The sequence below is a fragment of the Halomonas nitroreducens genome (assembly GCF_003966155.1).
In the GTDB taxonomy this organism is placed as follows: Bacteria; Pseudomonadota; Gammaproteobacteria; order Pseudomonadales; family Halomonadaceae; genus Halomonas; species Halomonas nitroreducens.
In genome coordinates this window covers 153,976-176,256 of the sequence record NZ_RXNS01000006.1, presented here as the reverse complement: position 1 = coordinate 176,256, position 22,281 = coordinate 153,976, and the positions used below count along the sequence as shown (strand labels likewise).

The following is a 22,281-nucleotide window of genomic DNA, read 5'->3' as shown; positions in this document are numbered from 1 at the left end:
GGCGTTCCGAGGAGACGTGACATGGCAGGCCACAGCAAATGGGCCAACATCAAGCATCGCAAGGCCGCCCAGGACGCCAAGCGAGGCAAGATCTTCAGCAAGCTGATCCGCGAGCTGAGCGTGGCCGCCCGCCAGGGCGGCGGCGAGCCCGACGACAATCCTCGCCTGCGCGCCGCCATCGACAAGGCGCTGGCCAACAACATGACCAAGGACACCATCCAGCGGGCCGTGGACCGGGGCGCCGGCAACACCGACGGCGACGACATGGAAGAGGTCGTCTACGAAGGCTACGGTCCCGAGGGCGTGGCCGTGCTGGTGGAGGCGATGACCGATAATCGCAATCGCACTGTCTCCGCGGTGCGACATGCCTTCAACAAGCATGGCGGCAACCTGGGGACCTCCGGCTCGGTGGCCTTCATGTTCCACAAGCAGGGGCGCCTGACCCTGCCGCAGGGCGTCAGCGAGGAGGCCGCCATGGAGGCGACCCTGGCCGCCGAACCCGAGGACATCGAGGCCCTGGACGACGGCCGCCTGGAAGTGGTCACCACCCCCCAGGCCTTCGGCGCCGTCAAGGACGCCCTGGTCGCGGCGGGCATCGAGCCCGACGCCAGCGATGTCGGGCTGTATCCCGACAACTACGCCTCCATCGACGACGCCGAGCTCGGGCGGCGTATCATCAAGCTGGTGGATATGCTCGAGGACTTGGACGATGTGCAGAATGTTTACACCAATGCGGACTTCTCCGATGCCATCATGGAGGCACTGGAGGAGTGAGCATAGCCACCAATGCACGCTTGACTGGCCTGCGCTGCCATCATGGAGGCACTGGAGGAGTGAGCATATCCACCAATGCACGCATGACCGGCCTCCGATGCCATCATGGAGGCACTGGAGGAGTGAGCATCGCCACCAATGCACGCTTGACTGGCCTGCGATGCCATCATGGAGGCGCGGGAGGAGTGAGCGGGGCACCCCGGCGGACCGGCCGTTGACGGCCGTTGGCGACCTCTCCCGGACGACGGAGCGGGGCCGATGCTGATCCTGGGCATCGATCCCGGGTCGCGGGTCACCGGCTACGGGGTGCTGGATGTCAGCGCGTCCAGCCCGCGCTACGTGGCCAGTGGCTGCATCCGCACCCGGGGCGACGACCTGGCCCAGCGCCTGGCCCAGGTCTATGCGGGGGTCAGCGAGGTGATCGGCCTGCATGGCCCCGGTGAGTTCGCCATCGAGCAGGTGTTCATGTCGAAGAATGCCGATTCGGCGCTCAAGCTCGGCCAGGCCCGGGGCACCGCCATCGTCTGCGCCGCCAACCATGGCCTGCCGGTGAGCGAGTACGGCCCGCGGCAGATCAAGCAGGCGGTGACCGGGGGCGGCGCGGCGGACAAGGCCCAGGTCCAGCACATGGTCACCGCTATCCTCGGCCTCTCGGGGCCCCCCCAGGCCGATGCGGCCGACGCTCTGGCGATCGCCCTGACCCACGCCCATGCGCGGCGGGGCCTGATCACCCAGGGCAGCTTCGGCGGCAGCAAGCGGTCTCGCAAGGGCCATAGCTGGCGGGACTACCGGCCCTCCTGACCGTCTCTGAAAGGCGACGGGTGGCCGTTATCGAACGCCGTTTGCCTGGACTGGCATGCCGCGGGGGGGACCAGTATAGTGAGCGCGACGCGCCCCGCCGCGCTGGATTCTTGACCAAGGACAGTGACATACCATGATCGGACGCCTGCGTGGCACCCTGCTGGAGAAACAGCCCCCCTGGCTGGTGGTAGACGTGGCCGGCATCGGCTATGAGCTCGAGGCGTCGATGACGACCCTGGTGGCCCTGCCGGGTCTCGGCGAGGAGGTGGCGTTGTATACCCACCTCACGGTGCGTGATGATGCCCACCTGCTCTACGGGTTCGCCCGGGAACAGGAACGGGCCCTGTTCCGGGCCCTGATCCGGGTGAATGGCATCGGCCCCAAGCTGGCTCTGGCGATCCTCTCGGGCATGGACGAGGATGCCTTCATCCGTTGCGTGATGGATGACGACGTCAAGGCGCTGACCCGCCTGCCCGGCGTCGGCAAGAAGACCGCCGAGCGCCTGATCGTGGAGATGCGCGATCGCTTTCCCCACTGGGAGGGAGGCGCCGAGCCCTCGACCGCCGAGGCCGGGACCCCAGCGTCGCCGGCGGCGAGACGCCAGGATCCGCAGGCCGATGCCGAGGCGGCGTTGGTCAGCCTGGGCTACAAGCCTGCCGAGGCCACGCGCATGCTGGCCGGCCTCGAGGAAGAGGGCAGCACCGAGGCAATGATCAAGGCGGCCTTGGCGCGCCGCATGGCGGGCTAGACCATGTCCCGGCCACCCCTGCAATTCCGGATCCCAGCGGAGGACCAGCATGCTGGAGACTGACCGCTTGATCGCTGCCGACACCCGCGAGGGCGAGGGTAACCTCGACCACGCCATCCGCCCCAAGCACCTCCACGACTACATTGGGCAGCCCCGCGTCCGCGAGCAGCTGGACATCTTCATCAGCGCCGCCCGCGGCCGCGAGGAGAGCCTCGACCATACCCTGGTCTTCGGGCCGCCGGGCCTGGGCAAGACCACGCTGGCCAACATCATCGCCACCGAGATGGGCGTCGGGCTCAAGTCGACGTCCGGCCCGGTGCTCGAGCGCGCCGGGGACCTCGCCGCCATGCTCACCAACCTGCAGCCCGGCGACGTGCTGTTCATCGACGAGATCCACCGCCTGTCGGCGGTGGTCGAGGAGATCCTCTATCCCGCCATGGAGGATTTCCAGCTCGACATCGTGATCGGCGAGGGGCCGGCGGCGCGATCGATCAAGCTCGACCTGCCGCCCTTCACGCTGGTCGGCGCCACCACCCGCGCCGGCCTGCTGACCTCGCCACTGCGGGATCGCTTCGGCATCGTCCAGCGCCTGGAGTTCTACAGCATCGAGGAGCTCACCGAGATCGTCGCCCGCTCGGCCCGGCTGCTCGGCGTCGAGACCGACACGGGCGGTGCCCGCGAGGTGGCACGACGCTCACGGGGCACCCCGCGTATCGCCAATCGCCTGCTGCGCCGGGTGCGCGACTTCGCCGAGGTGCGCGGTGCCGGACACGTCGACGCCGAGATCGCCGACCAGGCCCTCAACATGCTCCACGTGGACCACCATGGGCTGGACCACATGGACCGTCGCCTGCTGCTGGCGATGATCGAGAAGTTCGACGGCGGGCCGGTGGGCGTCGACTCCCTGGCCGCCGCCATCGGCGAGGAGCGCGACACCATCGAGGACGTCATCGAGCCTTACCTGATCCAGCAGGGACTGATGATGCGCACCGCCCGCGGTCGGGTGGTGACCCGCCAGGCCTGGCAGCACTTCGGCCTGGCCCCGGACGACCGGGCCCCGACCCCCTAACGACTCACCCAGTCACGATCGACGAGACGAGGAATCCCGTGAACGACGCCATGTCCATTCCCCACCTGATCATCAACGCCAGCGGCGTGGTCCAGGCGGTGATGCTGCTGCTGCTGCTGGGTTCGCTGCTCTCCTGGGTAGTGATCTTCCAGCGCACCTTCGTGATGCGCCGCGCCCGCAAGGCCCATCGCCACTTCGAGGACCGCTTCTGGTCCGGGGTCGACCTCAACGAGCTGTACCGCGAGACGCCCTCCGAGCAGGAGACCCTGGGCGCCGAGCACATCTTTCGCGCCGGCTTTCGCGAGTTCAATCGCCTGCTGCCCAAGACCCGCAGCCCCCAGGCGATCCTCGACGGCGTCCAGCGCAGCATGCGCGTTGCCTGGTCCCGGGAGGAGGACCGCCTCAACCTGCACCTGGTCTTCCTCGCCACGGTCGCCTCGTCGAGTCCCTATATCGGGCTGTTCGGCACCGTCTGGGGGATCATGGGCTCCTTCCAGTCGCTGTCCATGGCCCAGCAGGCGACCCTGGCCACCGTCGCGCCCTGGATCGCCGAGGCGCTGATCGCCACTGCCATGGGCCTGTTCGCCGCGATTCCCGCGGTGATCTTCTACAACCGGCTCTCCTCAGAGTCTTCGCGGCTGCTGGGCAAGTACGAGGACTTCGCCGAGGAGTTCCATTCCATCCTGCACCGTAACCTGCAGGGTCGCGGCGACGCCGCTGCCGGCTGAGGGAGACACGCCATGCACGGACCCTTCAATCGCATGGGTCGGCGCAAGCCGATGAACGAGATCAATGTGGTCCCGTTCATCGACGTCATGCTGGTGCTGCTGGTGATCTTCATGATCACCGCGCCGATGCTGACCCAGGGCGTCCAGGTCGACCTGCCCCAGGTCGCTTCCGAACCCATCGAGGAGACCGAGGAGCGCGACCCGATCGTCGTCTCGGTGGATCGCGAGGGCCAGCTGTCCATCACCCTGGGCAGCGACACCACCGAGGTGAGCCTGGACGAGCTGAGCCAGCGGGTGATCATCCTGCTCGAGCGCCAGCCCGGCACGCCGGTGCTGGTTCGCGGAGACCGCAATGTCTCCTACGGGGAAGTGGTCACCTTGATGAGCACCCTGCAGACCGCCGGCGTCGACAACGTCGGGCTGATCTCCGAACCGCCCCCCGGGGACGCCTGAGGAGAGCCCATGGCCAGACACCAACGACGCGTGGGCTATGGTCTGCCGCTGCTGCTCGCCATCGCCCTGCACCTGGGGATCCTGGTGGTCAGCGTGATCCGCTTTCCCGCGGCCGAGGAGGAGCCGCCGAATCGGGCCATCGTGCAGGCCACCCTGGTCAGCACCGAGACCGCCACCGACCGGGCCCAGCGCGCCGAGGAAGCCAAGGCCGCGGCCCAGGCGGCCAAGCAGGCCGAGGAAGAGGCAGCCAAGCAGGCCGAGGAAGCGGCAGCCAAGCAGGCCGAGGAAGCGGCCGAAGCCGAGGCGCGGGAAGCCGCCCGTCAGGCGGCGGAGCAGGCCGAGGAAGCGGCCGAAGCCGAGGCGCGGGAAGCCGCCCGTCAGGCGGCGGAGCAGGCCGAGGAAGCGGCCGAAGCCGAGGCGCGGGAAGCCGCCCGTCAGGCGGCGGAGCAGGCCGCCGAAGAGGCGCAGCGGCGCGCCGCCGAGGCCGAGCACCAGGCCAAGCTACGCGAGGAACGCGAGGCCGAACGCCAGCGCCAGGCCGAGGAAGAGGCCCGGCGTCAGCGTGAGGCCGAGGCGGAACGCCAGCGCGAGGCCGAAGAAGAGGCTCGGCGCCAGCGTGAGGCCGAGGCGGAACGCCAGCGCCAGGCCGAGGAAAAGGCCCGGCGCCAGCGCGAGGCCGAGGAGCAGCGCCGCCGGGAGGCCGAAGCGGAACGCCAGCGCCAGGCCGAGGAAGAAGCCCGGCGCCAGCGCGAGGCCGAGGAGCAGCGTCGCCGGGAGGCCGAAGCGGAACGCCAGCGCCAGGCCGAGGAAGAGGCCCGGCGTCAGCGCGAGGCCGAGGAGCAACGTCGCCGGGAAGAAGCCGCTCGCCGGGCGGCAGAGGCCGCTCAGCAGGGACTGGACCAGGCCATCGCCGGCGAGTCGGAGAGCGTGGCCAACAGCGCTCAGGCTCAGGAGGCCGCCAATGGCTTCATCAACCTGGTGCGGCAGGCCGTCGAGCAGGCCTGGGCGATACCGCCCAACGTGACCGGCAATGCCACCGCCGAGATCCGCGTGCGGCTCGGCCCCTCCGGGGAACTGTTCGCCGCCAGCATCGGGCGCAGCAGCGGTGACAGCGCCTTCGACCGGTCGGCCCTCCAGGCGGTCAGGGCCGCGGCTCCCTTCGCCGAGCTGCGTGAGCTACCTTCATCGGTGCAGCGCCAGTACCGAGAATTCAACCTCAGATTCCAACCGGGGGATATCCGCTGATGAGAGCCTTGATGACCACCTGGCTGGCGGCCGTGCTGCTGTTCTGCGCGCCGCTCGTCCAGTCCGATCTGACCATCGACATTACCCGCGGCAACGAGCGGGCCACGCCCATCGCCGTGGTGCCCTTCGCCGCCGACGGCGGCCAGCTGCCCGTCGACCTGGCCCAGGTCGTCGCCGACGACCTGAAGCGCAGCGGCTACTTCGACCCCCTCGAGCGGGACGCCATGTTCGCCACCCCCTCGAGCGGTGACGAGGTCAAGTTCGGTGACTGGCAGGCCCTGGATACCCGCTACCTGGTGGTCGGGCGGGTCAGCCACCAGGCCGGCCGGGTCGAGGTCCGCTACGAGCTGATGGACGTCAACGGCCAGTCGCGACTGCTCGGCGAGGTGCTGACCGCCAATGACAGCCAGCTGCGCGCCGCGGCACACCGCATCAGCGACAAGATCTTCGAGGAGATCACCGGCATTCGCGGTGCCTTCTCGACCCGCATCGCCTATGTCACCTCCCAGGGGGTGGGCGAGCAGACGTCCTACCAGCTGTTCGTCGCCGATGCCGACGGGCGCAACAGCAAGCAGGTGCTGAGCTCCGATGAACCGATCATGTCGCCGGACTGGTCGCCGGATGGGGGCAAGCTGGCCTATGTCTCCTTCGAGTCCGGTCGGCCGGCGATCTACGTGCAGGAGGTGGCCAGCGGGCGTCGCGCCCAGGTCACCTCGTTCGAGGGCCTCAACAGCGCGCCGGCCTGGTCACCCGACGGCCGACGCCTGGCCATGGCGCTGTCCAAGGATGGTCAGCCGGACATCTATGTCATGGATATCGGCTCGCGCAACCTCGAGCGGCTCACCAACAGCCAAAGCATCGAGACCGAGCCCGCCTGGGCGCCGGACGGCGATAGCCTGATCTACACCTCGGACCGCAGCGGCGGCCCGCAGATCTATCGTCATGCATTGGGCGGCGGCGGCGCCGAGCGCCTGACCTTCACCGGCAACTACAATGCCCGGGGGCGCTTCGGCCCGGACGGCGAGTCCATCTTCCTGATCCATCGCGGCGGCAACGGCTACCAGGTGGCCCGTCAGGATCTCGACAGCGGGCGTCTCGTCGAGCTGAGCGAGAGCGGCCAGTCAGAATCGCCCAGTGTCGCGCCCAACGGCACCATGGTAATCTTCGCCACCCAGCAGGGAGGCAATGGTGTGCTGGGAGCCGTGACCGCGGATGGACGCGCGTCCTTCCGCCTGCCCGCGGCCCAGGGTGACGTGCGCGAACCCGCCTGGTCACCGTTCCTGAACTGATGTATCACGCAAGGAGTCTTACGATGCAACTCAAGCCCTATGTCCGCTCTCTGGCCGTCGCCGTGTCCCTGGCCGTCATGGCCGGCTGTTCCAGCGGTGGCGGTACCCAGGAAGGATCCATGGATGGCATTGCGGGCGGCAATGGCGCCGGCAGCGGTCAGGTGAGTGGCAGCGGTCTTGGCCAAGGCGCCGACCAGATGGCCGGTGCGCGGATCCCCGAGGTGCGCACCATCTATTTCGCCTATGACAGCGACGCCATCCGTCCCGAGTTCCAGTCCGTGCTCGAGGCCCACGCCCAGTTCCTGCGTGGCAACCCGGATGCCAGCGTGGTGCTGCAGGGCCACACCGACGAGCGCGGTACCCGCGAGTACAACCTCGCGCTGGGCGAGCGCCGTGCCGGTGCCGTGGAACGCTTCCTGAGCGTCCAGGGCGTCTCACCCTCCCAGGTGGAGGTCGTCAGCTACGGCGAGGAGCGCCCGGCGGCCCGTGGTGGCAATGAGGAAGCCTACGCTCAGAACCGCCGGGTCGTCTTCGCCTACTGAGCCTGAGCCCGGCTTCAACTCGACAGGGAGCAAGCGATGACACAGGGGCTGAAACGACTGTGCAAGGCGGGGGCCCTCGGGCTCCCGCTGGTCCTGGCGGTGCCTGCCCTGGCCCAGCAGCCGGTGGTGGAGGACCTCTCCGGCGGCTCCGGGAGTTCCCGGGGCGGTGGCAGCTTCTATGAGCAGGCAACCACCCGCGAGGAGGCGGGAGGGCGCCTGCTGCTGTTCAACGAGGTGCAGCGCAACCAGGAAGAGCTTCGCCAGCTGCGCGGCCAGGTGGAAGAGCTGCGTTATCAGCTCGAGCAGCTGCGTCGACAGACCCGCCAGCAGTACATGGATATCGAGGACCGCCTGTCCTCGGGCGGGCCCGCCATGTCGGCCGGTGGCAGTCGTGGCCAGCAGCAGGGGCTCGACGAGGCAGCCGGGGAGGGCAGCTCGGCCGGTCGGACCGAGCAGCGGCCGGAATCCGGCACTGGCGGCGGCGATGCCGCGGCCCGCTCGGCCTATCAGGCCGCCTTCGCCAAGGTCCAGGCACGCGAGTTCGCCGCGGCCACCCAGGCCTTCGAGGCCTTCGTCGCGGAGCACCCCGACAGCCGGCTGACCGGCAATGCCTACTACTGGCTGGGCGAGCTGCATTCCGCGGCCTCGGAGCTGGAGCCGGCCGAGACGGCCTTCCGCCACGTGCTGGATGACTTCCCCGAGAGCAGCAAGGTCCCCGATGCCCTCTACAAGCTGGGCCTGCTCAAGGCGCGCCAGGGCGAACCGGATGCCAGCCGTGAGCTGCTCGAGAGGGTCCGTGACCAATACCCGGACAGCAATGCCGCCAGCCTCGCCGGCGACTTCCTGCGCCAGTCGGGCAACTAGAGGAGCCGTGATGCGCTGCAAGATCGATTACCTGCCGTCCGGCGACCTGCTCGCCGATCGAGTGATCCTGGTGACCGGGGCCGGCGACGGCATCGGGCGGACCGCCGCGCTGAGCTTCGCCCGCCATGGCGCCACGGTGATCCTGCTGGGACGGACCATCGCCAAGCTGGAAGCGGTCTACGACGAGATCGAGGCCGAGGGCCTGCCGCAGCCGGCGATTTTCCCCCTCAACTTCGAAGGGGCCAGCCTCAAGGACTTCCATGACATGGCCGAGACCCTGGACAAGGAGTTCGGTCGCCTGGACGGCATCCTGCACAACGCCGGCCTGCTGGGTCGCATCACCCCCTTCGAGCAGTACAATCCCGAGCTCTGGGAGCAGGTGATGCAGGTCAACATCAACGGCCCGATCTGGATGACCCAGGCGCTGTTGCCGTTGCTGACGGCCTCCAAGGATGCTTCGGTGATCTTCACCTCCTCGTCCGTGGGGCGTCGCGGCCGCGCCTACTGGGGGGCCTATGCGGTATCGAAGTTCGCCACCGAGGGCTTTGTCGAGGTGCTGGCCGACGAGGTCGAGCACCTGGGCAGCCTGAGGGTGAACAGCCTCAATCCCGGCGCCACCCGCACCGCCATGCGCAAGACCGCCTATCCGGCGGAGGACCCGATGACCCTGCGCACCCCGGAGGCCATCATGCCGACCTACCTGTGGCTGATGGGACCCGACAGTCGCGGGCACAATGGCGAGAAGTTCGATGCCCAGCCCGCAGTGTCCTAGCAGTCTGTCGGACGCCATTCTGCGCTCCTGTGCCCCCCGGTCCTGGCCAGCCGGCGTTCGGCCTCGCTGACCGGCAAGGACATTGCCAGGGCGATAATGCCACGGGCCTCCCAGAGGGGAGGCCCGTGGCGTTGTCTCGCGCTGCCTGACCCGCGATCAGGACAGGAGCAGGGCCTCGGTGAGGGCCTCGGCGGTGTCGAACCACAGGTCGGCGGGCCACTGCCGGTAGTCGTCCTCTTCCTCGAGATAGCCATAGCCCACCGCCACGGCGGTCATGCCGGCGGCCCGGGCGGCCTGCATGTCGCGGACATGGTCACCGATGTACCAGCAGGCCGGGGCGGCGACGGCCAGATGGCGGGCGGCCTCGTGGAGGGGGGCCGGATCGGGCTTCTTGACCGGCAGGTCATCGGCGCAAAGCAATGTCCCCGGCACCAGGCCGAGCTCGTGGACCAGCGGGGCGGCGTAGGCGCGGGGCTTGTTGGTGACGATGCCCCAGGGGTGTCCGGCGCCGCTCCAGTGCGCCAGCAGGCGTTCGAGGGGCGGGAAGATGCGGCTGTCCACGGCCACCGCCTCCCCGTAGGCCGCCAGCAGGAAGTCGCGAGCCGCCTGGTGCTCGGGGTGCGCCTTGTCGAGTCCGAGCGCCAGGGTCACCAGCGCGCTGCCGCCGTTGGAGACCTGGGCACGGATCAGCGGGTAGGGCAGGGCCGGCAGGCCGTGATGGGCACGCAGGGCGTTGGTGGCCCGGGCCAGGTCGGGGGCGGTATCCACCAGGGTGCCGTCGAGGTCGAACAGCAGGGCCGCGGGGCGAAGCGGGGTCATGTCGTCTCCCGGCGACAGTGCATCAGGTAGTTCACCGAGACATCGGTCGCCGACAGGTGATAGCGACGGGTCAGCGGGTGGAAGCTCAGGCCACTCTGCTCGCATACCTCGAGCCCGGCCGCGCGGCACCAGCCGGCGAGCTCCGAGGGCCGGATGAACTTGGCGTAGTCATGGGTGCCGCGCGGCAGCATGCGCAGCAGGTATTCGGCCCCCACCACCGCCAGGGCGTAGGCCTTGGGATTGCGGTTCAGGGTCGAGAAGAACACCTGGCCGCCCGGCTTGACCAGGCGGGCACAGGCACGCACCACCGAAGCCGGATCGGGGACGTGCTCGAGCATCTCCAGGCAGGTCACCACCTCGAAGGCACCGGGATGGGCCTCGGCCATCGCCTCCACGCTGACGCACCGGTAGTCCACCTCCACGCCGGCCTCCGCGGCATGCAGGCGGGCCACGGCCAGGGGCGCCTCGCCCAGGTCGATGCCAGTGACCGTGGCCCCGCGATGGGCCATGGCCTCGGCGAGGATGCCCCCGCCGCAGCCCACGTCGATCACCCGGCGTCCCGCCAGCCCCGAGCGCGCATCGATGAAGTCGAGACGCAGGGGGTTGATGTCGTGCAGCGGCTTGAACTCGCCGTCCTTGTCCCACCAGCGGTCGGCCAGGGCCTCGAACTTGGCGATCTCCGCCTGGTCGACATTGCCCGGTTGCGAGTGACTTGCCGTCATCTATCATCTCCGTAGGTGTCGCCGCTCTGCCACGCTGGCAGGCTCGGCCTCGTTCGGTATCATGCCTATTCTACGCATTCCCGGGACCGCATTCCCATTGTCCTGGCCCGGGAACCATTCGGCACTCAGAAGACAGGGACCGCACCATGATCCGCAAGGCTGTTCTGCCCGTCGCCGGCTTCGGTACTCGCTGCCTGCCCGCCTCGAAGGCGATCCCCAAGGAAATGATCACCATCGTCGATCGACCGGTGATCCAGTATGTGGTGCAGGAGGCCATCGAGGCCGGCATCCGCGACATCGTGCTGGTGACGCATGGCAGCAAGAGCGCCATCGAGAACCATTTCGACAAGCATTTCGAGCTCGAGGCCAGTCTCGAGGCCAAGGGCAAGGACGAGCTGCTCGAGGAGCTCCGCTCGATCGTGCCCGACGACGTCAATATCATCAGCGTCCGCCAGGCCGAGCCCCTGGGGCTCGGCCACGCGGTGCTCTGCGCGCGCCCCGTGATCGGCGATAACGAGCCCTTCGCCGTGCTGCTGCCCGACGTGCTGGTCGACGATACCGGCCTCGAGCGCAACGACCTGGCGGGCATGCTCGAGGCCTTCGAGCAGACCGGCCACAGCCAGCTGATGGTGGAGGAAGTTCCCCACGAGCTGGTCCACAAGTACGGCATCGTCGCCCCCGAGGGCGAGCCGCCCGCGCCGGGTGGCTACTGCCCGCTGGCCGGCGTCGTCGAGAAGCCGGCGGTGGAGGAGGCACCCTCCAACCTGGCGGTGATCGGGCGCTATGTGCTGCCGGGGCGCATCTTCCCGCTGCTCGCCGAGACCCCGCCCGGGGCCGGCAACGAGATCCAGCTGACCGATGCCATCGAGACCCTGCGCCGCGAAGAGGGCGTGGATGCCTGGCGCATGCGCGGGCGCACCTATGACTGTGGCCATCAGCTTGGCTACCTGGAGGCCATTCTCGCCTATGGACGCCGCCATCCACGCTATGGCCAGGGCTTCCGCGAGCTGCTGAGCCGCTACAGCGACGAGGACTGAGCCATGCGTGTACTGGTGCACGGCAGTGAACTCGCTGCGGCCACGGCGGCGGCGGCCCTGTCCTGGGTCGGGCACAGCGTGGTCTGGCGGCCCCATGCCAGCGAGGACTGGGACACCCTGACGGCGAGCGGCTGGCTGACCAGCGAGCCGCAGCTCAAGGACCGCCTCGAGGAGGCCAGGGCCACGGGGCACCTGCGTATCCTCGCAGCGGACGAGTTCCCCGATGAGGGCGCCGCGTTCGACGTGCTGTGGCTGGCCCTGTCGCCGGAGCAGCGCGGCGACGCTGCCGACGCGGTGGCCCAGGCGAGTGCCGCGCTGTCGTCCGAGGCGGTGCTGGTCAACAACTCGACCTTTCCGGTCGGCGACACCGACCAGCTGGAAGCCGGCTTCGGCGGCCGCCATGCGGTGGCCCTGGCCGACCTGCTCGAGGAGGGCCGCGCCTGGGAGGCCTTCACCCGGCCGTCTCGCTGGCTGCTGGGCTGCGACGACGATGCCGCCGAGCAACAGGTGCGCGAGCTTCTGCGTGCCTTCAATCGTCGTCGTGAGGTCTTCCAGCGGATGCCGCGCCGGGCGGCGGAGCTGACCAAGCTGGCCATCAATGGCATGCTGGCCACCCGCATCAGCTACATGAACGAGATTGCCGGCCTGGCGGATTCCCTCGGCGTGGATGTCGAGCATGTCCGGCAGGGGATGGGCGCGGATACCCGCATCGGGTACGAGTACCTGTATCCCGGCTGTGGCTTCGGTGGCCCCAACTTCTCCCGGGACCTGATGCGCCTGGCCGACGTGCAGTCGGCCAGCGGCCGGCACTCGGCCCTGCTCGACCAGGTCGTCGACATCAACGAGCACAAGAAGGAGACGCTGTTCCGCAAGCTCTGGGCGCACTTTCACGGTCGGCTGGAGGGCCGGGTGGTGGCGATCTGGGGGGCGGCCTTCAAGCCGGGCACGGCACGCATCGACCACGCCCCGGTACTGACCCTGCTGCGGGCCCTCTGGGCCCAGGGGGTGCGCGTCCGGTTGCACGACCCGGCGGCCGTCGGCGCCCTGCGCGAGCGTCTCGGCGAGCATCCGCTGCTCGAGCTGTTCGACGGCGACCCCTTCGAGGCCAGCGAGGGCGCCGATGCCCTGATGCTGGTAACCGAGTGGAAGGCCTACTGGAACCCCGACTGGCCGCGCCTGGCGGGGCAGCTGAGCGGTCGCCTGCTGCTGGACGGGCGCAATATCTACGACCCGGGCCACGTGGCCTCCATGGGCCTGCACTACCGCGGGATCGGCCGCCGCGCGGACCCCTGAGCCGTCACGGCCCTCGACGGGCGCAACGCGAACGGCCCCGCCATATTGGCGGGGCCGTTCGCGTTGCAGGGGAGCGCCGTGCCGGCTCAGGCACGGCGACGCCGGATCAGCTGAAGTTCTGGGCGACGAAGTCCCAGTTGATCAGGTTCCAGATGTTTTCCAGGTACTTCGGACGCGCATTGCGATAGTCGATGTAGTAGGCATGCTCCCACACGTCGATGGTCATCAGCGGCGTCTGGCCGTGGGCCACCGGGGTGTCGGCGTTGCTGGTGTTGACGATGTCGACACCGCCGTCGTCGGTCTTGATCAGCCAGGTCCAGCCGGAGCCGAAGTTGCCCGCGGCCTGGGTGTTGAAGGTCTCCTTGAACTTGTCGAAGGAGCCGAACTTGGCGTTGATGGCGTCGGCCAGGGCGCCGCTCGGCTCACCGCCACCGTTGGGTGACAGGCAGTGCCAGTAGAAGGTGTGGTTCCAGACCTGAGCCGCCTGGTTGAACAGCCCGCCGGAGGAGGTCTTGATGATCTCTTCGAGGGACTTGTTGGCGTTTTCGGTGCCGTCGGTCAGCTCGTTGAGCTTGTTGACGTAGGTCTGGTGGTGCTTGCCGTAGTGGTATTCGAGGGTCTCGGCGGAGATGTGCGGTTCCAGCGCGTTCTTCTCATACGGCAGTGCGGGCAGTTCGAATGCCATTTCGGTTCTCCTCGTCGTCAGCGTTGTGGGTCGGCGACCCATGATGTGGTGTTGCTCGACGGAGATTCAAGGTCTCGTCGGCCTTCGTTGGCCGTGCCCCGTTCGCTCCGTCGATAAAAAACCTTACACTATCAGCATGCTGTGCCAGTCCTCACGGCATCATATCACCCGGGTCTGGGCCCGCCAATTCCGATCGTTGCGCTCGGACTTGTGGTAGCGTCGACCCGATAGGCCGGCCGGAAGCCGTCACCGCACTGAGCAAGGAGAATGTCATGGCAGAGCGCCCGGAAGACAGCCGGTTCCCCCGACCGATCGTTCCGGACCCCGATGCCAGCCTGTCCGGCCATCGGCATCCCGCCCCGTCGCCTGCCCGCCTCTGGCCCCTGTGGCTGTTGATCCTGCTGCTGGTACTGGCCCTGGCCGCCCTGGCCGCGGCGGGGTGGATGGAGCGGCAGCGATTCGAGCAGCGCCTCGCCCAGCTGGGCGGCGAGGTTTCCAACGTGCATGCCCGCTTCGATACCCAGGCAGGGAGGGGCGAGGCGCTCGAGGCGATCCAGCAGCGCCTCGCCAGCCTGCAAGGCCTGGAGGAGCGTCTCGACGAGCGTCGCGAGTCCCGGCTCGCGGCCTGGGAGGAGGAGCGCCTGGCCCCGCTGGCCGAGGCGCTATCGGATCTCGAAGCGCGCCTCGCCACCCTCGAGGAGGATGGCGAGGTGCGCGGCACGACCCTCGAGGCCGTTCGCACCTCCCTGGACGCCCTGGAACGCGCCGGGCAGGAGGGCCGTGCGGCCCTGCGCGAACGCCTGGCGACCGTCGCGGAGGGCCGGGACGCCTCCCGGTCACGCCTGGCAAGCCTGGAAGCGGATCGCCAGGCCACGCGGGCGCGCCTGGCCGGGCTCCAGGCACGACTCGAGGAGCATGCCGACGCTGCCGCCACTCGCCTGTCGGCCCTGGAGGAGCGCACCACGGCCCTCGCCGATGAGGTTGAAGCCCTGACGGGGGCAGGCGATGATGCCCAGGGTCGGGTGGCCTCGCTGGAGGCGCGCCTGGCCGACATGCAGACCGAGCTTCGCGAGCTTCGCCAGTCCCAGCTGGCCCTGAATGCCCAGCTCGAGGCCCTCCGGGAGTGACAGGACGTCCGCCAGGAACCCATCGCCTTATGGAAAACCGCCGAATGAGACGCCTGGGCGCGGTGCTGCTGTGCCTTGGCATGGCTCCCGCCGCCCTGGCGATCGATGCCCGCATCGAGGGCGTCGAGGAGGAGCTGGCCGACAACGTCGAGGTCTATCTCGACGGCCTGGACGCCAGCCAGTATCGGCCGGAGCGACTCGAGGCCGAGGTGCGCCGCCTCAGCCAGGAGGCCCTGCGGGTCTATGGCTACTATTCGCCCCGGCTGCGGGTGCGCTTCGACGATGCCGATGCCCCCACGGAGGTCACCGTCGCCATCGAGCCGGGAGAGCCGGTGAGGATCGAGCGCCTGGCGTTCAGTCTGGAGGGCGAGGCGGCCGAGGACCGGCCCTTTGGCGAGGCCATCGCGGCCTACCCGCAGGCCGAAGGCGATGTCTTGCGCCATGCCCCCTTCGATGCGCTGCGCAGTCGCCTGGCGAGCCTGGCCCTGGAACGCGGCTATTTCGATTGGCGCTTCGATGAGCGGCGCATGGAGATTCGCCCCTGGGCGCACAGCGCGCGGCTGTCGCTGACCCTGGACAGCGGCGTGCGACACCGCTTCGGCGAGGTCCGCTTCAGCGGCGAGCATATCGAGCAAGATCGCCTCCAGAGCCTGGTCCCGTTCGGCGAGGGCGCCCCCTACCTGGCCAGCGACATCGCGACCCTCAACCAGCGGCTCGGCGAGACCGAGTGGTTCGGTTCGGTCAGCGTGCGGCCGCGCCTCGATGCCGGCATCGGGCGCCTGGCCCTGCCCGAGGCGCCGCCGGGGCTGTATCGTGCCCTGGACGCCGAGGGGGGCAGTCCGCTCCCGCCGCCCGCGCCGCGCCTGAGCCGCGAGGCCCTGGCCGCCGCCGGCGAGGTCCAGGCGCCCGCCGTGCCCTCGGTACCCATCGATGTGACGGTCACCCCGGCGGATCGCCACCAGTTCGAGGTCGGCGTGGGTTATGCCACCGATGTGGGACCGCGGGCGCGCTTCGCCTGGGACCAGCCGTGGGTCAACCGCTATGGGCACAGCCTCGACCACGACCTCTACATCTCCGGGCCCGAGCAGCAGTTCAGCGGCACCTACCGCATGCCGCTGGAGAACCCGCGTCGCGACAGCTACCAGTTGCAGTACGGGCTGCGCAACAAGGACAACGAGGATACCCGTGCCCTCGAGGCCAGCGTCGAGTTCGGGCGCCGCTGGAAGTTCGACAATGCCTGGGAACAGCTCATCTACCTGCGCAGCACCTACGAGGACTTCACCCAGGCCGGCGTGTCGAACCAGGTCGTCCTGCTCTATCCGGGGGTGCGCTGGACCCGCACCCGGTCGCGCAACCCCACCTTTCCCACCTGGGGGGATCGTCAGCAGCTGACGCTCCAGTACTCCAGCGAAATGTGGGGCTCCTCCGCCGAGTTCCTGCGGCTCAACGGCGACAGCCAGTGGATCCGCATGCTGGGTGAGGACAACCGCTTCATCGGGCGAGTCGGGGTGGGGGCGATCGCCACCGATGACTTCGCCGATATCCCCCCTTCGCTGCGCTTCTTCACCGGCGGCGACAACAGTGTCCGCGGCTATGCCTACGAGAGCCTGTCCCCCGAGGACGAGGATGGCGAGTTGATCGGTGGTGAACAGCGCTTCGTCGCCAGCGTCGAGGCCCAGCGTCGCCTGACCGGCAAGTGGTGGCTGGCCAGCTTCGTCGACGTCGGCGATGCCTTCACCGAGTGGTGGCCCGAGGCGCTCAATACCGGGGCGGGGCTCGGCGTGCGCTGGATCTCGCCCGTGGGCCCCATCCGGCTGGATATCGCCCATCCCTTCGATGCCGAGGATGCCTTTCGCATCCACTTCGCCATTGGCCCGGAATTCTGAGAGGCCGTATCGTGAGAGTCCGTCATCTGATCTGGGCCCTGGCCCGCCTGTTGATCTTCCTGCCGCTCTGGTGCCTCGGCCTGGTGATGCTGGTCCTGGGCCTCGCCCTGTCGCCCTGGGGCACAGGCCAGTTGCTGAGCCAGGGCGAACGCCTCGGCCTTCTCGAGGTGGACCGGGTCGAGGGGGCGCCCCTGGACACGCTGCTCATCGACGACCTGCGCCTCTCGGCGGGGCCCGCCCGCGTCGCCGTGGCCCGGCTGGAGCTGGCCTGGGCCGAGGACTGCCTGCTCGATGGCCGGCTGTGCCTGGACCGGCTCGTCGTGGAGGGGGCGCGCATCCGGCTCGCTGGCGGGGAGCCGGCCCAGGAGGCACCGCCCGAGGCCAGCGATGACGCCCCGCCCGGGGAGATGCAGCTGCCGTTTCCCGTCGAGCTGCGTGAGCTGGCCCTGCGCGATGTGGAAGTGAACCTGGCCGACGGCACCCAGGTCCGCTGGGAAAGCTTCACTACGGGGGCGGTGGCCGAGGCGGGCACGTTGCGACTGGCCCCCACGCTGCTCACCGGCCCCCGCCTGCGCCTGCCGCTGTCGCCTGGCCAGCAGCTCGCCCTCAGCGAGGCCGAACAGGCGGCGCCGCGCCTTTCGGCGTCGGCCATCGATGCCGCCATCGCCGTGCGTTCGCCGCTGCCGGCCCAGGCTGCGGCGGTGGTCGAGGGCCGGGATGCCACACCACCCGAGGAGCGGCCCCGCCTGGCACTGCCCGAGATCACGCTGCCGTTGGCGGTGGAAGCGCCCCGCCTGACCGTCGAGGATGCCGCCCTGGAAGGCGCCATGGCCTACGTGATCGATCGCCTCGACCTGAGCGTCACGGCCCGTGACCAGCGGATCGCCATCGATCCGCTGGCCGTGGCAACCCGGGAGGCCGATGCCGAGCTGATGGCTCGGATCACCCTGCACGACGACTACCCGCTGCAGGCGCGGCTGGCGGCCGACTTCTACCTGCCGGAACGCTTGCCGGCCCTGGCGGGGCAGCGTCTCGAACTGGCCCTGGCCGGCAGCCTGGCCGACCTGGAGGTCAATCTCACGGCCAATGGACCGGTCGAGGCCCGGTTCACGGCGCGCCTCGATGCCCTGGACCCGAGCCTGCCCTTCACGGCCAGCCTGCAGAGTCCCGCGCTGCAATGGCCGCTGCCCGGCGCGCAACCGGCCGAGGAGGGAGACAGCAGCGCGCCGACCGAGCCCTGGCGCATCGAGGACCTGTCGCTGACCGCCGAGGGCAAGCTGACCGACTACCGGACCCGGCTGGCCCTGACTGCCCAGGGCCCGTCGCTGCCGCGCAGCGAGCTGAGCCTGACGGGGAGCGGCAATCTCGACCACTTCGCCTGGCAGCCGCTGCGGCTGGCCACCGGCGAGGGCATCGTCAGCAGCGAGGGTCGCGTCGACTGGTCCGACGCCCTGTCCGTCTCCGCCGGGCTGGGCCTCGAGAACGTCGATCCCGAGGCCTTCGTCGAGGGGCTGTCCGGGCGCCTGAACGGCGCGGCCGAACTGGCGTTCAGCCAGACCGCCGATGGCTGGCGACTCGGCGTGCCCTCGCTGGCCCTGGACGGGGAGTTGGCCGACCAGCCGCTGGCCCTGCAGGCCCGTCTGTCCGGCGACAGCGGCATGCACTGGTGGATCGATCGCCTGACCCTGCGCCAGGGCGACAATCGCCTCGTCGCCGACGGGGAGGTGGCCCCCGAGCGCCTGGACCTCGACGCCGACCTCGACCTGCCCCGCCTGGGCAACCTCTACCCGTCCCTGGCCGGCGCCCTGTCCGGCCGCCTCCAGGCCACGGGGAGCCTGGAGGCGCCCCAGCTCGAGCTGGCCCTGGAAGGCGAGGACCTGGCCCTGGGCGAGAACCGCCTGGCCCGTCTGTCGCTGGCCGGCGAGGTGGCCGGCCTCGAGGATCCGACACTGGACCTGGCCCTCACCGCCAGCGAGGTGGCGGCCGGCGGCCAGCGGCTGGAGGCCATCGCCCTGAATCTGGACGGCCGGCTGTCGTCGCACCGCCTGACCCTGGCCGTCGACGGCGATACCGGGGGCCCGCTGTCGCGCCTGGCCCTGGCCCTGGAGGGCGGGCTGGGTAGCGATCGTCAGCGCTATCGTGGACGCCTCAGCCCGCTCGAGGCGGTGACCGCCTATGGCCGCCTGGACCTGGAGGAAGCCCTGGCCTTCGAGGCCGACCTGGCGGCGGGGGCGGCCACCGTCGAGCCCTTCTGCCTGGTCCGGGCCGAGGGCGGAGCCCTGTGTCTCGAGGAGACCTTGTCGGCCTCCGCCGAGCAGGGCCGTGCCGTCCTGGCAATCCGCGATCTGCCGATGGACCTGATCGCCGAGGCCTTGCCCGTCGGATGGAGCATCGAGGGCAACAACGCCGGGGAGATCGTCGCCAGCTGGTCCCGGGGCGCGGCCCAATGGCAGCTCGACGCTGCCCTGCAGAGTCGCGCCGCCATCGAGGGGGAGGACGCCTATGGCCAGTCCTGGTCGGTGCCCGGGACCGGACTGGAGCTCGACCTCGCGGCCAACCAGGACCGGGCCGACCTGGCGCTGGCCCTGACGCTGGGCGACAGCGGCGCGCTGCGCCTCGACCTTGGGGTGGACGACCCCGTCGGCGTCGGCAGGCTCGACGGGCGCCTGCGGGTGGAGGACCTGCGCCTGAGCCCCTATCGCCCGCTGGTCGCCGGCCTCGAGACCCTGGAGGGCGGCCTGGCCGGGGAAGTGCGCATCGGTGGCACCCGGACCACGCCGCGGCTCGATGGCCAGCTGGAGCTGGCAGGGCTGCGGGCCGCGGGTCTCGACCTGCCGGTCTCGGTGACCGATGGCCGTGTCACCGTGGCGCTGGCCGGCGAGCAGGCCGACATCGATGGCTATCTGGCCACCGAGGAGGGCCGCCTGCTGATCACCGGCGACGCCCGCTGGCCCTCGCCGGAGGCCTGGCAGGCCGCCATCGACCTGCAGGCCCGGGACGAGCCGCTGCTCGCCGCACTGCCCGGTTTCGGCCGCCTGCGCCTGGCCCCGGACCTGTCGATCCGTGCCACACCGGAGCGCCTGCGGGTGCGCGGCGACGTGCAGATCCCCTGGGCCCGCCTGGAAATCGGCCAGGTCCCGGCCTCTGCCGTGTCGCCGAGCCCCGATGAAGTGATCCTCACCCGCGAGGAGGCCCGGCAGGCGGACCAGGCGACCGAGCAGGGGGCTCCCGGCGCCTCCACCGCCGAGGCCATGGAGCGTGCCGGCATGGCCCTCGATATCCGGGTCGACCTGCAACTGGGTCCCGACATGCGCCTCGCGGCCTATGGTCTGGAGACCGAGCTGGCCGGGGGGCTGGAGGTTCGCCAGTCCAACGGGCCGCTGCAGCTGTTCGGGGACGTCAACCTGGAGGATGGCCGTTTCCGCGCCTTCGGCCAGGACCTGATCATCCGCGAGGGGATCCTCTACTTCAGTGGCCCCCCGGGGGAGCCATTGCTGAACTTCGAGGCCATCCGCAACCCCTCCAGCACCCAGGACGACGTCATTGCCGGGCTGCGCGTCACCGGCCCGGCCTCCGGCCCCAGCGTGGAGATCTTCGCCGAGCCCGCCATGGACGAATCGCGGGCGCTGTCCTATGTGCTGACCGGACGGGCACCCAGCGAGAGCGGCTCGGCGGACAATGCCCTGACATCGGCGCTGATCGGGGTAACCCTCGGCAGGACCGGCGGCGCCGTGGGGGCCATCGGCGAGGCCTTCGGTATCCAGGACCTGAGCCTGGACTCCGCCGGCACGGGGGAGGAGAGTCAGGTCGTGGTCACCGGGAACCTGACCGACCGTCTGAGCGTCGGCTATGGTGTCGGTGTCTTCTCGCCCATCGCCGAGCTGACCCTGCGCTACAAGCTATGGCGAGACCTCTATGTCGAGGCGGTGTCCGGCGCGGCCCAGGCGGTGGACCTGATCTACACCTTCAGCCTGCCCGGCGATCCCCCTTCGCCATGACCACGCATCCAGCAAAGGAGCAAGCTATGCCGACACGAATCGATGACGCCCCCGAGGGCCGCGATACGCCCATGGCCATTGCCGGCCAGCATGCGGTCAACGGGCAGCCCATGACACCGCCCTGGCCCGAGGGCATGGAAGAGATCGTGCTGGGGCTGGGATGTTTCTGGGGTGCCGAGCGGCTGTTCTGGCAGCTGCCGGGCGTCCATGTCACCGCAGTGGGCTATGCCGGTGGCGTGACCCCGAATCCCACCTATCGCGAGACCTGCACCGGCCGGACCGGCCATGCCGAGGTCGTCAGGGTGGTGTTCGATCCCCGACGACTCGACCTCACCACTCTGCTGCGGCATTTCTGGGAGGCCCATGATCCCACCCAGGGCCATCGCCAGGGCAACGATATCGGCCCCCAGTACCGCTCGATCATCCTCACCACCAGCGAACCCCAGCGGGAGGCCGCCGAACGCAGTCGCGCGGCCTATGCCGAGGCCCTGCGTCGGGCCGGGCGCGGCGAGGTCACCACCGAGATCGCGCCCCTCGAGGCCTTCTACTATGCCGAGGACTACCACCAGCAATATCTCGACAAGAACCCGGGCGGCTATTGCGGGCTGAAGGGCACCGGGGTCAGCTGTCCGATCGCCTGAGCCGGCCAGGCCACACTGCTGTTCCGACGACACCGACGCCGAGGTGTCGCCGGCGAGGCGGATGGCCCCGTGACATCCCTCCACACGCCGGCCCGGCCTCCCATCCTGGGGGCCGATCGGGCATGGTCGACTAGCGGCTTCCGGCGGTCGGGGCCGGGCGCGCCGCGCCCTTGCTGGCGAGGCGACGTCGGCGGTGAATCGCGGCGTCGCGTGGGCCAACGCCGCGGGCGGCGCGCGGCAGGGCCGGCAGCTGATCCTGAGTCTCCTCGAGGATCGTACACTGAGCCCGGGCCTGCTCCACGAAGGCATCCAGCAGGCCATCCAGCCCGGCGATGCCGTGGCAGGCCCGCAGGCACTTGTAGAAGCGGTAGGAACGGTGTTCCTCGAGCAACGCCCGCCTTAGTTCCTGAGCCGCCACCTCGTCAGCGAAGATGAAGAAGTGGGGCTGAAGCGGGCGATCCTGCCAGGCGGCCTGCGCCGGATCCCGCAGGCAGGGCGTCTCGGCACTCAGGGGAGCCGCCACCTCGCTCAGCGCCTGGACCCGTTGCCGGCTCTCGCCGGCCAGGGCCTGCATGAGCTGGCTGATGCCGAGGTCATAGGTCAGGAAGCGCAGGGACAGCCATCGGTAGCGATGGTATTCATGGTGCTCATGGTCGTTTGCCAGGGCCAGCAGGTCCTCCGGCAAGGAGAGAATCGCTGGCCCGAGGCCAGGGTCGCCTATGGTTCCGTTCGTTCTGTTCACGATGTGCCCCACCGTCTTGTTGTCATGGTCACTGCTCGGCGATCCG

At 69.6% G+C, this 22,281-nt stretch carries 21 protein-coding genes; 17 read left to right on the top strand and 4 right to left on the bottom strand.

From position 1 onward, the window contains the following. The first annotated feature begins 21 nt into the window (after positions 1 to 21). From EKG36_RS08270 to EKG36_RS08220, 11 genes are all read left to right on the top strand, one after another. A complete protein-coding gene (locus EKG36_RS08270; protein ID WP_126482954.1) occupies positions 22 to 774 on the top strand; it encodes a YebC/PmpR family DNA-binding transcriptional regulator in 753 nt (250 codons plus the stop codon). A 258-nt stretch (positions 775 to 1,032) separates the two neighbouring features. Beyond that, positions 1,033 to 1,575 carry a crossover junction endodeoxyribonuclease RuvC gene (gene ruvC / locus EKG36_RS08265; protein WP_126482952.1) on the top strand — a complete coding sequence of 181 codons (543 nt, stop codon included), beginning with the start codon at positions 1,033 to 1,035 and terminating at the stop codon, positions 1,573 to 1,575. 133 nt (positions 1,576 to 1,708) lie between these two features. Then, entirely contained in the window at positions 1,709 to 2,323 is a 615-nt protein-coding gene (gene ruvA, locus EKG36_RS08260; protein ID WP_126482950.1) for a Holliday junction branch migration protein RuvA, read from the top strand. Between the two features lie 49 nt (positions 2,324 to 2,372). Beyond that, on the top strand, positions 2,373 to 3,392 hold the full coding sequence (ruvB, locus tag EKG36_RS08255; protein WP_126482948.1) for a Holliday junction branch migration DNA helicase RuvB: 1,020 nt from the start codon (positions 2,373 to 2,375) through the stop codon (positions 3,390 to 3,392). Positions 3,393 to 3,442: 50 nt separating this feature from the next. Further along, a complete protein-coding gene (tolQ, locus tag EKG36_RS08250) occupies positions 3,443 to 4,120 on the top strand; it encodes a protein TolQ (protein ID WP_185827516.1) in 678 nt (225 codons plus the stop codon). 12 nt (positions 4,121 to 4,132) lie between these two features. After that, a complete protein-coding gene (gene tolR, locus EKG36_RS08245; RefSeq protein WP_126482944.1) occupies positions 4,133 to 4,573 on the top strand; it encodes a protein TolR in 441 nt (146 codons plus the stop codon). A gap of 9 nt (positions 4,574 to 4,582) precedes the next feature. Further along, positions 4,583 to 5,818 carry a cell envelope integrity protein TolA gene (tolA, locus tag EKG36_RS08240; protein WP_126482942.1) on the top strand — a complete coding sequence of 412 codons (1,236 nt, stop codon included), beginning with the start codon at positions 4,583 to 4,585 and terminating at the stop codon, positions 5,816 to 5,818. Then, the gene (gene tolB, locus EKG36_RS08235; RefSeq protein ID WP_126482940.1) at positions 5,818 to 7,107 is read left to right on the top strand and encodes a Tol-Pal system beta propeller repeat protein TolB; all 1,290 of its coding nucleotides are present in this window, start codon (positions 5,818 to 5,820) and stop codon (positions 7,105 to 7,107) included. The genes tolA and tolB overlap by 1 nt, the downstream gene beginning before the upstream one ends. 23 nt (positions 7,108 to 7,130) lie before the next feature. After that, positions 7,131 to 7,649, top strand: coding sequence for a peptidoglycan-associated lipoprotein Pal (gene pal / locus EKG36_RS08230; protein WP_126482938.1), 519 nt, complete (start codon positions 7,131 to 7,133; stop codon positions 7,647 to 7,649). Positions 7,650 to 7,685: 36 nt separating this feature from the next. After that, positions 7,686 to 8,513 (top strand): tol-pal system protein YbgF, encoded by an 828-nt coding sequence (gene ybgF / locus EKG36_RS08225; RefSeq protein WP_126482936.1) that lies wholly within the window; start codon positions 7,686 to 7,688, stop codon positions 8,511 to 8,513. A gap of 10 nt (positions 8,514 to 8,523) precedes the next feature. After that, positions 8,524 to 9,285 carry a YciK family oxidoreductase gene (locus EKG36_RS08220; RefSeq protein ID WP_126482934.1) on the top strand — a complete coding sequence of 254 codons (762 nt, stop codon included), beginning with the start codon at positions 8,524 to 8,526 and terminating at the stop codon, positions 9,283 to 9,285. 156 nt (positions 9,286 to 9,441) lie between these two features. Here the strand turns inward: EKG36_RS08220 and EKG36_RS08215 are convergent, their stop codons facing one another. Together EKG36_RS08215 and ubiG are read right to left on the bottom strand one after the other, a co-directional pair. Then, positions 9,442 to 10,104: an HAD-IA family hydrolase gene (locus tag EKG36_RS08215; protein WP_126482932.1), complete on the bottom strand. Its 663-nt coding sequence runs from the start codon at positions 10,102 to 10,104 to the stop codon at positions 9,442 to 9,444. Beyond that, positions 10,101 to 10,826, bottom strand: coding sequence for a bifunctional 2-polyprenyl-6-hydroxyphenol methylase/3-demethylubiquinol 3-O-methyltransferase UbiG (gene ubiG / locus EKG36_RS08210; RefSeq protein ID WP_126482930.1), 726 nt, complete (start codon positions 10,824 to 10,826; stop codon positions 10,101 to 10,103). Before ubiG ends, EKG36_RS08215 begins: the two co-directional genes overlap by 4 nt. A 146-nt stretch (positions 10,827 to 10,972) precedes the next feature. Between ubiG and galU the strand changes: the two genes are divergently transcribed. Both galU and EKG36_RS08200 read left to right on the top strand, forming a co-directional pair. After that, positions 10,973 to 11,863 carry a UTP--glucose-1-phosphate uridylyltransferase GalU gene (galU, locus tag EKG36_RS08205; RefSeq protein ID WP_126482928.1) on the top strand — a complete coding sequence of 297 codons (891 nt, stop codon included), beginning with the start codon at positions 10,973 to 10,975 and terminating at the stop codon, positions 11,861 to 11,863. 3 nt (positions 11,864 to 11,866) lie between these two features. Beyond that, the gene (locus EKG36_RS08200) at positions 11,867 to 13,156 is read left to right on the top strand and encodes a nucleotide sugar dehydrogenase (protein WP_126482926.1); all 1,290 of its coding nucleotides are present in this window, start codon (positions 11,867 to 11,869) and stop codon (positions 13,154 to 13,156) included. Between the two features lie 106 nt (positions 13,157 to 13,262). Here the strand turns inward: EKG36_RS08200 and EKG36_RS08195 are convergent, their stop codons facing one another. Next, positions 13,263 to 13,841, bottom strand: coding sequence for a superoxide dismutase (locus EKG36_RS08195; RefSeq protein ID WP_126482924.1), 579 nt, complete (start codon positions 13,839 to 13,841; stop codon positions 13,263 to 13,265). A gap of 272 nt (positions 13,842 to 14,113) precedes the next feature. On the opposite strand from EKG36_RS08195, the gene EKG36_RS08190 reads away from it, so the two are divergent. The 4 genes from EKG36_RS08190 to msrA are packed head-to-tail and all read left to right on the top strand — an operon-like array spanning position 14,114 to position 21,493. Further along, entirely contained in the window at positions 14,114 to 14,968 is an 855-nt protein-coding gene (locus EKG36_RS08190) for a hypothetical protein (RefSeq protein WP_126482921.1), read from the top strand. A gap of 44 nt (positions 14,969 to 15,012) precedes the next feature. After that, complete coding sequence (tamA, locus tag EKG36_RS08185) at positions 15,013 to 16,854, top strand: autotransporter assembly complex protein TamA (RefSeq protein ID WP_246007461.1); 1,842 nt, start codon at positions 15,013 to 15,015, stop codon at positions 16,852 to 16,854. A gap of 11 nt (positions 16,855 to 16,865) precedes the next feature. Next, positions 16,866 to 20,852 (top strand): autotransporter assembly complex protein TamB, encoded by a 3,987-nt coding sequence (gene tamB / locus EKG36_RS08180; RefSeq protein ID WP_246007460.1) that lies wholly within the window; start codon positions 16,866 to 16,868, stop codon positions 20,850 to 20,852. A gap of 26 nt (positions 20,853 to 20,878) precedes the next feature. Then, positions 20,879 to 21,493 (top strand): peptide-methionine (S)-S-oxide reductase MsrA, encoded by a 615-nt coding sequence (gene msrA / locus EKG36_RS08175; protein WP_221766061.1) that lies wholly within the window; start codon positions 20,879 to 20,881, stop codon positions 21,491 to 21,493. Positions 21,494 to 21,623: 130 nt separating this feature from the next. Here msrA and EKG36_RS08170 read toward each other — a convergent pair whose 3' ends face one another. Beyond that, positions 21,624 to 22,178 (bottom strand): hypothetical protein, encoded by a 555-nt coding sequence (locus tag EKG36_RS08170; protein ID WP_126482915.1) that lies wholly within the window; start codon positions 22,176 to 22,178, stop codon positions 21,624 to 21,626. Between the last annotated feature and the right edge of the window lie 103 nt (positions 22,179 to 22,281).

Excerpts from the sequence above, each read along its gene's own strand:
- EKG36_RS08190 (WP_126482921.1), top strand. The coding sequence starts at position 14,114 with ATGGCAGAGCGCCCGGAAGACAGCCGGTTCCCCCGACCGATCGTTCCG.
- pal (WP_126482938.1), top strand. The coding sequence starts at position 7,131 with ATGCAACTCAAGCCCTATGTCCGCTCTCTGGCCGTCGCCGTGTCCCTG.
- EKG36_RS08200 (WP_126482926.1), top strand. The coding sequence starts at position 11,867 with ATGCGTGTACTGGTGCACGGCAGTGAACTCGCTGCGGCCACGGCGGCG.
- tolB (WP_126482940.1), top strand. The coding sequence starts at position 5,818 with ATGAGAGCCTTGATGACCACCTGGCTGGCGGCCGTGCTGCTGTTCTGC.
- EKG36_RS08220 (WP_126482934.1), top strand. The coding sequence starts at position 8,524 with ATGCGCTGCAAGATCGATTACCTGCCGTCCGGCGACCTGCTCGCCGAT.
- galU (WP_126482928.1), top strand. The coding sequence starts at position 10,973 with ATGATCCGCAAGGCTGTTCTGCCCGTCGCCGGCTTCGGTACTCGCTGC.
- ybgF (WP_126482936.1), top strand. The coding sequence starts at position 7,686 with ATGACACAGGGGCTGAAACGACTGTGCAAGGCGGGGGCCCTCGGGCTC.
- tolA (WP_126482942.1), top strand. The coding sequence starts at position 4,583 with ATGGCCAGACACCAACGACGCGTGGGCTATGGTCTGCCGCTGCTGCTC.
- EKG36_RS08270 (WP_126482954.1), top strand. The coding sequence starts at position 22 with ATGGCAGGCCACAGCAAATGGGCCAACATCAAGCATCGCAAGGCCGCC.
- ruvA (WP_126482950.1), top strand. The coding sequence starts at position 1,709 with ATGATCGGACGCCTGCGTGGCACCCTGCTGGAGAAACAGCCCCCCTGG.
- msrA (WP_221766061.1), top strand. The coding sequence starts at position 20,879 with ATGCCGACACGAATCGATGACGCCCCCGAGGGCCGCGATACGCCCATG.
- EKG36_RS08195 (WP_126482924.1), bottom strand. The coding sequence starts at position 13,841 with ATGGCATTCGAACTGCCCGCACTGCCGTATGAGAAGAACGCGCTGGAA.
- tolQ (WP_185827516.1), top strand. The coding sequence starts at position 3,443 with ATGTCCATTCCCCACCTGATCATCAACGCCAGCGGCGTGGTCCAGGCG.
- ruvB (WP_126482948.1), top strand. The coding sequence starts at position 2,373 with ATGCTGGAGACTGACCGCTTGATCGCTGCCGACACCCGCGAGGGCGAG.
- ubiG (WP_126482930.1), bottom strand. The coding sequence starts at position 10,826 with ATGACGGCAAGTCACTCGCAACCGGGCAATGTCGACCAGGCGGAGATC.
- EKG36_RS08215 (WP_126482932.1), bottom strand. The coding sequence starts at position 10,104 with ATGACCCCGCTTCGCCCCGCGGCCCTGCTGTTCGACCTCGACGGCACC.
- tolR (WP_126482944.1), top strand. The coding sequence starts at position 4,133 with ATGCACGGACCCTTCAATCGCATGGGTCGGCGCAAGCCGATGAACGAG.
- ruvC (WP_126482952.1), top strand. The coding sequence starts at position 1,033 with ATGCTGATCCTGGGCATCGATCCCGGGTCGCGGGTCACCGGCTACGGG.
- tamA (WP_246007461.1), top strand. The coding sequence starts at position 15,013 with ATGAGACGCCTGGGCGCGGTGCTGCTGTGCCTTGGCATGGCTCCCGCC.